The sequence below is a fragment of the Synoicihabitans lomoniglobus genome (assembly GCF_029023725.1).
Lineage (GTDB): Bacteria > Verrucomicrobiota > Verrucomicrobiia > Opitutales > Opitutaceae > Actomonas > Actomonas lomonigloba.
On the sequence record NZ_CP119075.1, the window covers coordinates 4,813,039 to 4,825,661 of the forward strand.

The window sequence follows — 12,623 nt, forward strand, 5'->3', positions numbered from 1 at the left end:
CCCTGGCAACTTCAGGCGTGCGTTTTGAAGCCGTAACCCAGCACTTCGCTGGCATCGGCGAGGGTCACGAAGGCCGACGGATCGAGCTCCCGCACCACCCGCTTCAGTCTCGGCACATCCCCCGGCCGCATCACCACCATCAACAAATCCCGCGCTTCGTCGGTGTAGCCGCCGCGGCCCTGCAACCGGGTCAGTCCCAGATCGATCTCGTGCAACACAGCATCCTGCACCGCTTCCGCTCGGCGCGTCACCACCAGCGCCAGCTTGGCATGATCGCCCCCCGTCAACACCCGGCGCACCGTCCGTGCCAATAACGCCGCCGCCACGATGGCGCACAACGCCTGCTCGGTGGGAAACACAAACGCGGCCGCCAGAATTACTCCGCCATCCATGACCATGATCGAACGGTCCACCGGCCAATCAAACCGCCGGTGCAACACGAGCGCCACCGTGCTGAACCCGCCCACCGAACCCCGACCCAGAAACACGAGGCCAATACCCGCGCCCACCACCACGCCCCCACAGATCGCCGCCAACAGGGGATTGGTGGTCAAAGGCGTCAAGTCTCGCGTCAGCGCCACGAACCCCGGCACCAACGCCGAACCCAGCGCGCAACGCACCAGAAACGCCTTACCCAACATCAGTCCGCCAAACACCAGCAGCCCGCCGTTGAGCACCGCCTGCCAAATCGCCGGCTCCACCCCGGTCATCCGTTGCAACACCAGCGACGCGCCGGGCACACCACCCGGAGCAATGCCACCGGCACGCAGCAGCAGATTGAAACCGAGCGCCACAATGAGCGCCCCGATCACGACCAGCACCAGGTCGCGCCACGTGCGTGGCCTCGGATCCCGCCGTCGGTTGTTTCCCGCCTTAAATTTAGCCATGATCCGTATCGAAAATCATCCCCCGTCATCGACAACGATGAAGCACAAGGGCCCGTCCTCCCTCGGGGAGCGACGGGCCGCGTTCGCACTACAAAACGAACGAAAACTTCACCACCAGCGGCGTCACACGGTCGATCAAAGTCCGAGCAAACGCTTCACCTCGGACTCCAGCTTCGGACCACGAGCGTTGGTCGACACCAACATGCCGTCCTGATCGAGCAGGAACATGGCCGGGATGCCCGAGATCGTGTAGCGCGCCACCAGTGGATCTTTCCAACCCTTGCCCTCAAAACGCTGCGGCCAGGTCGTGCCTTCCTCTTCGACGAGGTCGATGAATTTCTGCCGGTCCCGCTCCGCGTCGAGCGACACACTGATGATCTCGAACCCCTTGTCGTGATAGTCCGCAAATACGCGCTTCACGTTGGGCAGCTCCGCAATGCACGGTCCGCACCACGTGGCCCAGAAGTCGATCAACACGACCTTGCCCCGCAACTTCTGCAGATCGACCTGCCGACCATCGATGGCCGTGAAGGCGAGTTCAAAAGGCGCCTTGCTCAGCTCGAAGAACCGCAGCCGGTCCCGCACGTATTCGCGGGCGTGACGGTTCGGACTGTCGGCAAACTCGGCGAGGACTTCCTCTTCCGTCGGTGCGGCGGCCGTGGCCATTTTCAACCGCACAAACGTCGAGAGCATGCCGCGACCCGTTTCGCTTTCCGGCCAGCGTTTGATGAAGGCCAGAAACGCCGGCTCGATGGTGGAGAGATCCGGTTCCCGACCATCGCGCATCGCTTCGTAGGCCGGAAAGAACTTCGGGTTGAGGTCACCGAACTCGAGTTGCTCCATCACTTCGTCCGGCACATCACTCGCCACGCGCATCGCCGTTTCCAACGCCACCACGCGGGCCTCGAACGCGGCCTCCGCGACGGTGTCACGATGCACCGCATCTTCGCCGCCCTCGGGATAGGTCTCGTCAATCGACTGCACAAAACGCGGATGAAACCGCCGCTGTTGCAGGATGAGCGCGGCTTCCCATCGCCGCGGGTCATCCGGGTGCGCCTCTACAAACGCGAAAGCCGCCGCCCCGAGTTTACGCGTGAGTTGGTCAAACCACAGGTAGTTTTCGCGCGGCGTCATCTCGCCCGCTCGTGGCGTGGCCATGATGGCCTTGAGCGCATTGAGCTCCTGCTCCACCGGATCGTCACTCGGGACGATGGGCGGGCCGGAAGCCGCGCCGAGCACGACGGAAGTGAGGAGACTGAGCAGCGTGAGGCGGAGGAGTTTCATGTGGTCGAAAACGTTAGAGGGATTTCTTGATCTGCACGTAAACGAAGCGCTGACGGGGGTCAGCGGCGCGATCGTAGAAGGACGTTCCGTCGGTGACAAAACTGGGCTCCTTGTTGGTCACGTTGAGCACCCCCAGCGTCCACTTGGTGCCTTGGAACCAATTCCGCGTGTCCGTCGAGTAAGACTGCTCATAGCTGACCTGCAGATCGGCGGTGAGGATCGAAGGCAGCATGTGCCCATCGATCGGATACGCCCCGGGAAAACTGGGGGATGGATCGGTGGTTGGACCAAAACGGCTGTCCACGTAACGGGCGGTGACGGTGGCCGACCAACGGTTGCGCTCCCACGTAAACGCCGCATTGCCGCGCCAGTGCACCGGACCCGCCGAACCGACTTGTTCGATGATGGGCGCCGTGGGCGTCGCGAGCAGTTCGAAACTGTTCGTGAAGGTCGCCGTGGCGTTGAAGGTGAAGTCGCCCAACTCGTCGGCATCCATCCGATAACGGAGGCGAATGTCGGCACCCTCGGTGCGCGTGATCGAAGCATTGAACGCCCGCGCGTCGACCGCCGTGATGCGCCCCAGCCACCCCATCGCTGCCTCATCAGGCGTGGGATCTTCACGGGTGATGAGGAAGCCGAACGCGTCGGGATTGGCGATCACCGATACGAAGGACGAGTAGAAGATCGCGTCGGTTTTTTCGATGCGCCAGAAATCGAGGTTAAGCGAAAAGTCCGGCAAAGCGCGCGGGGTGAAGATGAGGCCTAGGTTGTAAGATTCAGCCAATTCCGGTTCGAGGCCGGGATTGCCGCCCTGTGTGATCGCCATCATCGGGGTGAACTGCATCGTGTTGCCCCGCGCGGGATCTGGAAAGAATCCCGGCAATGAGAACTGCGATTCCGGCGCGCTCACGTCGCTCCAATTGGGTGGATAGAAACCCTCCGAATAAGAGCCACGGATGGCAATATCGGGCGTGAACTGGATCTTGGTGGCGATGACGTTGCTGTTGGCCGACTGCTCGTTGGTGAAGGCATCACCATTGAAGTTCACCCCCTCGGTGGTGTTCTCTTCACGCGAGAAACTGGCTTGGATCTCCCACCCGGAAATGAACGGAATGGGGTGCCAGTCGCGGCCGAAGATGGGCGCACTCAATTCGATGGCACCGTAAATGCCCTCACGGGAAGCCTCGCTCGAACTCGGGCTCGGGCTGAACGGCTCGCCGTTTATCGCTTGGTAATAGCCATCGCTGTAAATGAGGCTTTGTCCGCTTTCGTAGGTCCAATCGGTATACTTGCCCAAAATTGAAGCCCGCAATGGGCCGGCCGGGAGACGGAACACCTCGCCGAGCAGACGTGCATTCCCTTCCTTCTGGGTGCCATTGCTGAAGGAGTTCCGGTTGTAACCAAAGTAGTCCGCCACCGTGACTTCAGAAATTGGATACTGAGCATGATCGGCCAAGATCGGATAAACCTGCCTCCGCGTGGCCGCCGGGGCGGCCGGGCCCGGATCAGAAAAGGGGGTCAACTGGTTCAGCGTGGTGAGATTAGACTCAGGGTTGAGGCTGTTGAGATTGTTATCAGTGTAGTCGATGGTGCCGTCGACAGACCACTCCCAGGTCTCCGTAATCTGCCCCTTCAAACCAGCCACCAGACGGGCCGAATCGTAGCGGGCATCGTATTCGGGATCGGGCAGATCCGGCACATCAATGAACACCGCGATCGGACGGCCGACAAAGCCCGGGGTCACGTCCGTGCGAAACGGGTTGAGCGGATCGGTCGCGGTCAGATTGATGCGCAGACTTTGCGGCGCCGCGTAGCCATTCTCCGTGCGACCCAGCGTGAACTCGGCGTAACCTTCGAGGCGCTCGGGCACAAACTCGTGTTCCAGGATGGCGTTCAGGCTAATCGACTCGGTGGGCTGGTAGATGATCGTGCGACCGTTGCGCGGTTGCAGGTTCGCCACACCTGCCGTGGCCGCAAAATCGTCGGGAGTGAGCGTAAACGAATCCGCCGGCGAGGTGCCAGCGGGGATCGCCGCATAACGTGCACCGGCCGCTCCCGGAATGCCGAGGTCGCCGGTGCTGTTGCCCACCAGAATGGTGCCCGGCGCACCTGCAAACGCGGGCAGGATCATCTGCTCGAAATAGGACACTCCTTGCGCATTGGTCAGCGTGGAATTCGGACCGTAGCGACGCAGCGCCTCGTCGAGATAACCCCGATCCTCCGAGCGCAATCCGTCGCGGTGGTGGTAGCTGAGCGTGTAAGTAAGATTGGTGCGGCCCTCGTTGAAGCCTTTGCCTTCGAGATAGGTGAAACGGTGTTCGGTCGCGCCGCCTTCCGTCGACGTGCCGATGTAGGCGGTGAGATCGCGGCCCGCGTATTCTTTGCGCAGGATAATGTTAATGGCCCCACCCAACGCACCACCGCCATAGATCGCGGAACCGGATGACGGCAGGATTTCCACCCGCTCGATCGCGGCCAACGGGATGCGACTCAAATCGGCTCCACCATTATCAGTCAGACCCGTGCGCGGCATGGGACGACCGTTAACGAGCATGACCGTCTGCGCGGAACTGAATCCGCGAAGACCGATCGTGGAGTAGCTCGGTGACAGTCCACCACTCGTGTTGGTGTTGCTGCCCGCAGCCTGTAATGAAGTCGAAATCGACGACGTTTGCGGCAGGTAGCGAAAGAGTTCTTCGAGGCTGGAAACGCCCATGCGCTCGATCTCGGCTCGGGTCACGACGTCGTGATAGAGCGGCGCGTTATCACCGGCCTGCAACAGGCCGCGGTTGATCACACCGTCAATGCGCGCCTCGGTGACCTCGAAGCGCTCGAGGACGAGCGCGCCGTTTTCAATTTTCGGGTCGTTTTTCGGACGGTCGCTGGTCTGCGGCGCCGTCCTTGCGACGTTTGGGTCCGACTTCCGTCGCACGGCCAACGCGTCGGACTCGGGATCGGCGACGAGCATAAGATCGGTGCCGCGCAACATCTCCCGCAGCGCCTCGACCGGGAGATAATCGCCACTCAGCGCGCGCGTCGTTACGCCGCTCACGGAATCCGCGGCGAACAGGGTTTCGCGCCCGGAAACCTCGGCAAAGTGCTTGAGGGTTTCCGCGGCGTCACCGGCGGGCAGGTCGTAGGTTTTTTTGGTGTCAGTATCAGCGGCGGCGCAGACCGTCGCGGCGAAAAACGCCCCGAGCAGGAGCGTGCAGAGGCGTTGAAGAAGGAGTCGATAGGTCATGTTGGCAAAACCGCATGGGCGGTCATGAGTTAAGACGGGTGCCTCGCGTCGACCCGTAACAATTTCGCTAAAAAATAGCCGCGATCGTGCGGCGAACAGATGACGGACATCAGCGCCGTCGCGACAACACCGTGCGATCCGCACTCAGCTCACGGGCCTCCACGTCGAACGTGAGTCCGAGCAGACGCACAAACGCATCCACGTTGTCGGGCCGAAAATTTCCGCCGATGCGCAGTTCGCCCAAATCAGCTCCGCGTAGTTCGAGTTGGTGGCGATTGAGGCGGTTGAACTCCGCCACGGCGTCAGCCAAACGGGTCTCGTCGAATTGCAGTCGGGGCGCCTGCCAAGCAAGCTCCGCCGCGATCTGCGCGACCGACACCGCTTTGACTTGAGGGACGACGGATTCACGGTCCCAGCGGACGCGCGGCACGATGGCACGCTCTCCCCGGGAAACCATCAAATCGAGCCCCGCCACCTCGGTGCGCGGTGGTGCCACCGCACGCGTTTCCTCCGTTGGTCCGTCCTGCACTTTCACGCGGCCCTCGGTCACCAGCACTTCAATGTTGTCTGGCGCCAAGCGCACGTTGAAGGCGGTGCCCACGGCGACGACTTCAACGCCCGGAGCTTCGACCACGAACGGCCGGGTCGCGTCTTTCCACACCGTGAAATGCGCTTCGCCACCCGTCAGGCGAACACGACGTTCGGTGGCGGAATACAGCACCACGACATCGGCCCCGGCGTTAAGTTCGATGCGAGATCCATCGGGCAGCGCCTGCCGTTCGTTGACGTGTAAAAACGAGGCGGGCGCGGACGCGGCAGCCATCGCCGGGGCATCGTGGGCAGTCTCCGAATCACCGCCCGTCCACAATAACAGCGCGATGGCGGCCGCCGCCAGCCCCAGCCCACCGGTCCAACTTTGCCATGGATGTGAACCCACCCAACGCCGCCAGTGTCGGGTGCGGGACGGGGGCGCAAACAGATCCGGGTTGGGCTTTTCCATGCCGCCGGCCGGCGTCCATTCGTGCAGTTGCATCATGCGCTCCAACGCCCGCGCATGGCGGGCCAGCGCCTCGCTGTGCCGCGGATCGGCAGCCAGCCATTGCAAGTAGGCGTCCTGCTCATCCGCCGCGAGTCCGCGGTCGCGCCGGACCAGCCATTCGCTGGCGGCCGTGTCGATGGCGGCGGGAATTTCGTCGTGAGGAGAAGGGGTTTCTCGGGCACTCATGGTCACTTCACCCGCGGTCGGGATCCTTAAAAAACGTGGCGCACTGTCGCACACTGCGAGACATGTCCTTTTCGACCGTGCTGAGCGAAACCCCCAGGTGATCGGCGATCTCCTTCTGGGTCATACCGTAGGCGGTCCGCAGCGTGAAGATGCGGCGGCAACGGGGTGGCAGTGACTGGATGGCCTGGGTCAAAATTTCGAGTTCCTGTTGTTTACTGACGATTGCGACCACGTCGGTGGCCTCATCAGCTAAGACGGATGAGTCAGCCATGTCCGTAATCGGCTCGAAGGAAACCACCTTCTGCCGACGCACCACATCGAGCGCCAGATTGCGCGCCGTGGTAAACAACAACGCGCGCACGGAGCGGATTTCGCCGGTCTCACGGGCCTTGAGCAGGCGGGAAAGCGCCTCTTGCACGAGGTCGTCCACGTCGGTCAACGAAGGGAAACGCGCCAACAACCACGCCCGGAGCGCCGGGCAGTGCGGGTGCACTTCCGCATGATACCAGGTGGCGGTTTCCGGAGCTAAATTAGGCGGCATGTCGAGTCGAGGGGAGCGAATCGCCCCTTGCAGCCCACGTGCCAAAACGGCCAGGCGGCAAGCCCGTTTATGAAATAGACAACTTTAGTTACGGGGTTTCCGGCTTCGCCCGTCTTGCGCCCCAACGGGCGCAACGGAAGGCAGGGGCGAGACTAGGAATTGTCGGGCAGCAGGCGCAGGATTTGCCGCTCCAGCTCCTCGCCGCGGGCTTCGATCGATGCGACCTGGCCGTCCGGGCCAATGAGGACCATGGCCGGGATCGCCTTGATGCCGAACCGCAGGGCGAGGTCGTTCTGCCAGAACTTGCCGTCGTAATATTGCGGCCACGGCATGTCCTTGGACTTGGCAAACGCGAGCATCTTGGCCTTCGCCATCTTCAGCTTGGACGCGTTCGCCGGGTCGTCGAAGTCCTTGCGCACACCGGAGTTTTCCAACGTCACCCCGATCACTTCGAAACCTCGGTCGTGATACTTTTGGTAGTTCGCGACGACATTGGGAATTTCCCCGATGCACGGTCCGCACCAGGTGGCCCAGAAGTCGATCAGCACGACCTTGCCGCGCATCTTGCCCAGGTCGATCTCGCGCCCATCGGCGGCGGTGAACGCGATGTCCGCGATGCCGCTGAAACGACTGAAGTCGCCGCGGCTTTCCGCCACCATCTGCTTCACGTCCGGATCATCGCTCGACTCCAGCCGGGCCACAAACGCCGCCTGCTGCTCCGCCGTGCCATGGAACTTGAGAAATCCGAGGTGCTCCTTGGCCAGGTTGGCGGCCGCATCCGGCAGGCGATCCATCATGGCTTCGGCCACGTCGAGATACTCCTGCAACCGCGCCGACGTCTGGTCTTTCATGAACCGCCCGCGGGCCTCCACAAACAGGGTGTAGAAGGCCCCGCCCACCTGACGCTTGGTCGCGTCCGGTGAAGCCAGCACCTCCGCAATGCGCTTGGCCTGCCGCGCTTCGAACGCCGCCATCTTCGCCTCGTCCCCGATTATGCTGTTCCAGCCGGGCATCTCGTCATCGGCCGAAGAAAAACCCGTGATGTATTTGGGTGGCTGATACGACAATTGCACGAAGACCTCCAAGCGACGCGGGTCATCCGGGAATTGCGCGGCAAACGCCGTCACCGCCGCCTCGAGGGCCTGCGTGCGAACGTCATTCATCCGCAGAGACTCCCGCCGCTGAGCCGGAGTCATTTCCGCCCAGGGCGTAACGGTCGGCGAGGACGACTGCAGGGCCGTCACCTCCGCCCACGCGACGTCGGCGGGGGAGGTCGGAACGACCTCCGCCGGAGCTTCCGCGGCCTCATCCGCCGCCACGGCGGGCGGAGTGAGGCCGCCGGCGAGACCGACGAGAGCAGTGAGCAGGAAACGGGAGCGAGGACGGAGCGAGACAGACATGACGGGGTTTAGAATTTCTTGGTGAAGTTCAGCACGTAGCGGCTGAGGCGGGGGTCCATGACCACGCGACCGTTTGAGGCGGCGTAATCGGAGGGACCGGCGTTGAAGACGTTGATCACGGTGAGTCCGATCTTCGAACCCGCCAGGGCACGATCGACGAACGAATCACCGCCATTGTCGGCGAAGGAATAGGCCACCCGCGGGTTCCATTCCACGAAGGACGGATAGGCATACTGGGTGTTGGTCAGCCCACTGATGTAGTAGGTGCCCTGGTGATTGACCGAGAACCCGGCTTCCCAGCCATTTTTGGCCCAGAAGAAGGAACCGCTGAAGCGTTCCGGCTTGTAGTAATAGTAGAACGAGGAGGCCGGGGTGGAGAGCGACGTCTGTGGATCCTGCTCGGTGTAGGTGCCGGTGGCGAGGAACTCGCCCCACTCCGTCATGCGGTGGTAGGTGAGACCGAGGTCGTAGCCCTGCGCCTTGACCCAGGCGAGATTGAGCGCGCTGGTATCGAAGCCCGTGATGGGGCCGAGCCAGTCCGACGGATCCGTGCTCGCCTTTGCTCCGCGAGTGATGCGCGCCGGGAAATGGTCGATCAAGGTTTGGTAGGAAGTGGAGCCCACTTTGTCGGTGAACAAGGTATCCCACCAGTCGGCGGAAAGGGAGAGTCCCTTGATCCACGGCACATCCAGCACGATGCCGATGTTGCGGGAGACTGAGGTCTCGGGATTCAATCCGGGTTGACCGCCGCTGGTGAGGTCATAACTGCCGACCACGGCTTCACCGCCCCGCGCGGTGTCGATCACGTTGCGCGACGCCGTGATGTTGGTGGTGGTCGAGTAGTTGGGGCTCAACAGGTCGTAGAGCTTGGGCGCTTTGAAGCCTTCGGTGCGGGCGGCCCGGATCGTCATCCAGGGAAAGGGTTGCAACAAGGCGCTGACGCTCGGCGTCAATTGACTGCCGATGTCGGAGAAATCCTCATACCGACCCGCGCCGCGGATCTCGAGGCGATGCAGTCCGGGAATGCCCTGCGCCTCGCTGATGAGCGGGAAGGCCACCTCGGCGAACACGGCGTTGGTCGTGCGGCTGAAGGGCTCGCTGAGGGCATAACTCACGACGGGATCGATGAAAAACTCGACTTCTTCTTTTTGCGACTCGGCCCCCACGGCGAGGCGCACATCGCCGGCCCAGCCCGTCCAAACGGGGCCGTCCGCCACGAGCAAGGCGTCATAGACGTCGGAGGTATCCTCGTGTAGTTGCGAGGCCAGCACGCTGTCCAATGCCCCGGTGTAGGGACCGGAGGTGCGGGAGTCGTAGGCGAAGTTGAGCTGGCTCGCGGGATCGGTGATCGCCCAGGCCGAGCCCAGCGCGCCCCAGTTGAACCCGGAGTTGACGGACTTGTCGTAGACCACATTGCGCGTCCAGGTCAGGCCCAGATCGTAGCGCCAGCCGTTGGTCCAGTCGCCTTCCACGCCGAGCGTGAGGCCGGAGTTTTCCTGACTCGCGTCGGTTTCGGGCCGGATGTCGTAAAACACCTTGCTCAGGTAAACCGGCTCCGAGAACGGGTTGCCCAAATAATTGGCGGGCAATTGGGTCGTCAGGCTCAGCGGGCTGCCGACATAGTCGAACTTGATCTCGCTCCAGCGCACTTCGATGTAAGGGCGGAAGGTGTCAGTGAACTCGTAGTCTCCCTTGAACAGGATGCTCTTCGAGTCCGAGGCATCCACCAAATGGGAGTAGTTCGCATAATTGTAATGCGGTTGGATGGTGTTCCCCACCAACGCGTCGGCGGTGTAGCCGGAGCCGCTGGTGCCATCGGGCAGCGCCACCACATGGGTGGAGAGGCCGGGCAGGTTGGAGCCGCCGAAATCAGGGGCATACGCCGTCGACAGAGTCGCGCCCTCGTAGGGCGTGTAGGCCGACGGTGCCGGGGCGAAACTGAAGGCGCGGTCGCGCGCCGCGAGGGCGTTTTGTTTCGCCGTGCTCACGGTGACGAAGCCCGAAAATTTGTCCTTGGCAAAGCCCCCGGTGAGGCTGGCGGTGAGATTGGCGGCATCGCCGTCAAACGTATTGTCGTAGGACAGGTCGAGCTGCCCGCCGGTGTAGTTTTTCTTCAATACGATGTTCACCACGCCGGCGATGGCGTCGGAACCGTAAATGGCGCCCGCACCCTGCGGCAGGATGTCGATGCGCTCGATGGCGGAAACCGGCAGACCGTCGATGTTGAAATCTTCCCGACCACCCGCGCCGCCCGGAAAGGCCTGTCCGGTGTGGGGAATGCGTCGACCGTCGATGAGCACGAGCGTCGAGTTGCCACCGAGACCGCGCAGGTCGAACGACGTGCTCGACTGTTGGGCGCGGGACGGGCCGCCGTTCATCATGTTGTCATTAAAGCCCACCGACGCGCCGAGTTGCGGGATGGCCCAGCGCACATCAGCGAGCCGACTCATGCCACGGCGGCTGAGTTCCTCCGCGCCGAGCGTGATAACGGGCATGGCCGGCTGTTCGCCGACGAGGGAGCGTAACCGGGAACCGGTGACCTCGACTTGTTGCAACTCAACGACGGCGGCCGACTCTTCAGAGCGGGTCGCTTCGTCGGCCGGAGTGGATTGCGCCCGGACTCCAGCGGTCGGGACAACGGCCGCGAGCAGGGCGACCGTGAGTAGTTTGCGATAGGTTGGCGTGGCCATGAAACCGACCTTTGATCGTGCCTTCCACGCGATTCAAACTAACAAACGTTAAGACCCTACCCCGTCCCTCTGGATCGTTTCCTGCTCAGTTCATGCTTTCACGTTTATGTCGACGACCACCACACTGCCCATCGTTCCACCGCCCCGCAGCTTGCTCGCTGAAGAGCAGAATGCCGTGCTGGAGGTAAATAGAGCTCTGGGCATCAAAGCATTATGGAAAAGCCTGCAATCGCTATTCGAGGACTTGGTGCCCCACGACAGTCTCGTTATGTCCCAAGGCTACACCGACTGGCGCAGCGAATCGACCACCCGTCGGCTCACGTCCGCCCGCTCCCGGGTGCCCGATGACAGCCACATGGAACCGGTCGTCGCCGGGGAAGGGCGTAATTTTTTCCAACCTTTTCTCAACGCCCACAACGGCATCGCGGCCTATACCCACAGCCAGCTGATGTCGGACCCGCGCAAGATCCCGCAAAGCCGTTACTACAAGCGCTTCATGCAACCGCTGGGGTGGCGCTACTCCGCCCACCTGCTCTATTGGAAACAAGGCGAGGTCACCACGTCCTTCGCCCTGCGCCGCCGCCCCGATCAGGGCGATTTCAGCCCCGAGGAATTGTCCCGCTTGCACACCCTGCACCCGCACATTGGCGCGGCCCTCGACCGACTCGACGCCTACGAAGGCGAACACCGCGCCCGCGTGTTGTTGGAATCCTACTACCGCTCCCAGCCCGACGCCGTGCTGTTCCTCGATTGGGATTTGCAAGTGATCTACACGAGCATGGAAGCGTCCCGACTCTGCGCCGTGTGGAACTTCGGTCTGTCCGAAGCCCGCCGCTACAACTCCCAGGCCGTGTTCGCCCTGCCGCCCGAAATCGCCGGCGCGGTGGAAGAACTGAAAAACTCCCTCCTGATCTCCGGCAAGGAGCTCCCGCTCAACGCCGAACCCGCCCCGCGCACCGCCCAGGTCGTCTCCCCGCGGGGCGAGTGCCAGGCCTTGGTCACCATGAAGCGCGACAACCGCGGCGCCCACAACCGCCCCGTTTTTCTGGTGCGCTTCCAAGAGGCCTCCACCACGCCCGAGGGTCCCTCCGACGCCAAACGTTTGCTCGCCCAACTTTCGCCCGCCGAACGCGAGCTGGCCGCGCTCATCTGTGAGGGGCTGCCCAACAAGGTCATCGCGCAACAGCTCCACAAGACCGAGGGCAGCGTGCGGGTGCAGATCAGCGGGATTTACCAAAAGCTCCGCGTCGGCAGCCGCACCCAACTCGTGCTCGCGCTCCGCTGAAATCGGTTCGGTCGCCCCGCGCGCCCCCCCGACTCACGCAATACCTAACGAAAGTTAACCTGACTCCCCG

8 protein-coding genes are annotated in these 12,623 nt (G+C 62.7%); 1 reads left to right on the plus strand and 7 read right to left on the minus strand.

The window, feature by feature from the left end; all coding sequences use genetic code 11:
• Positions 1–11 precede the first annotated feature (11 nt).
• The 7 genes from PXH66_RS18390 to PXH66_RS18420 form a co-directional block, all read right to left on the minus strand.
• Positions 12–887 (minus strand): YitT family protein, encoded by an 876-nt coding sequence (locus PXH66_RS18390; protein WP_330931021.1) that lies wholly within the window; start codon positions 885–887, stop codon positions 12–14.
• Between the two features lie 135 nt (positions 888–1,022).
• Positions 1,023–2,171: a TlpA family protein disulfide reductase gene (locus tag PXH66_RS18395; RefSeq protein ID WP_330931020.1), complete on the minus strand. Its 1,149-nt coding sequence runs from the start codon at positions 2,169–2,171 to the stop codon at positions 1,023–1,025.
• A 13-nt stretch (positions 2,172–2,184) separates the two neighbouring features.
• The gene (locus PXH66_RS18400; protein WP_330931019.1) at positions 2,185–5,412 is read right to left on the minus strand and encodes a TonB-dependent receptor; all 3,228 of its coding nucleotides are present in this window, start codon (positions 5,410–5,412) and stop codon (positions 2,185–2,187) included.
• 109 nt (positions 5,413–5,521) lie between these two features.
• A complete protein-coding gene (locus PXH66_RS18405) occupies positions 5,522–6,637 on the minus strand; it encodes a FecR family protein (RefSeq protein WP_330931018.1) in 1,116 nt (371 codons plus the stop codon).
• Positions 6,638–6,644: 7 nt separating this feature from the next.
• The gene (locus tag PXH66_RS18410) at positions 6,645–7,178 is read right to left on the minus strand and encodes an RNA polymerase sigma factor (protein ID WP_330931017.1); all 534 of its coding nucleotides are present in this window, start codon (positions 7,176–7,178) and stop codon (positions 6,645–6,647) included.
• A 152-nt stretch (positions 7,179–7,330) separates the two neighbouring features.
• On the minus strand, positions 7,331–8,578 hold the full coding sequence (locus tag PXH66_RS18415) for a TlpA family protein disulfide reductase (protein ID WP_330931016.1): 1,248 nt from the start codon (positions 8,576–8,578) through the stop codon (positions 7,331–7,333).
• 8 nt (positions 8,579–8,586) lie between these two features.
• Complete coding sequence (locus PXH66_RS18420; protein WP_330931015.1) at positions 8,587–11,268, minus strand: TonB-dependent receptor plug domain-containing protein; 2,682 nt, start codon at positions 11,266–11,268, stop codon at positions 8,587–8,589.
• Between the two features lie 106 nt (positions 11,269–11,374).
• Here PXH66_RS18420 and PXH66_RS18425 point away from each other — a divergent pair, with 106 nt between their 5' ends.
• Positions 11,375–12,553 carry a helix-turn-helix transcriptional regulator gene (locus PXH66_RS18425; protein WP_330931014.1) on the plus strand — a complete coding sequence of 393 codons (1,179 nt, stop codon included), beginning with the start codon at positions 11,375–11,377 and terminating at the stop codon, positions 12,551–12,553.
• Positions 12,554–12,623: the final 70 nt, after the last annotated feature.

Excerpts from the sequence above, each read along its gene's own strand:
- PXH66_RS18420 (WP_330931015.1), bottom strand. The coding sequence starts at position 11,268 with ATGGCCACGCCAACCTATCGCAAACTACTCACGGTCGCCCTGCTCGCG.
- PXH66_RS18400 (WP_330931019.1), bottom strand. The coding sequence starts at position 5,412 with ATGACCTATCGACTCCTTCTTCAACGCCTCTGCACGCTCCTGCTCGGG.
- PXH66_RS18395 (WP_330931020.1), bottom strand. The coding sequence starts at position 2,171 with ATGAAACTCCTCCGCCTCACGCTGCTCAGTCTCCTCACTTCCGTCGTG.
- PXH66_RS18405 (WP_330931018.1), bottom strand. The coding sequence starts at position 6,637 with ATGAGTGCCCGAGAAACCCCTTCTCCTCACGACGAAATTCCCGCCGCC.
- PXH66_RS18425 (WP_330931014.1), top strand. The coding sequence starts at position 11,375 with ATGTCGACGACCACCACACTGCCCATCGTTCCACCGCCCCGCAGCTTG.
- PXH66_RS18410 (WP_330931017.1), bottom strand. The coding sequence starts at position 7,178 with ATGCCGCCTAATTTAGCTCCGGAAACCGCCACCTGGTATCATGCGGAA.
- PXH66_RS18390 (WP_330931021.1), bottom strand. The coding sequence starts at position 887 with ATGGCTAAATTTAAGGCGGGAAACAACCGACGGCGGGATCCGAGGCCA.
- PXH66_RS18415 (WP_330931016.1), bottom strand. The coding sequence starts at position 8,578 with ATGTCTGTCTCGCTCCGTCCTCGCTCCCGTTTCCTGCTCACTGCTCTC.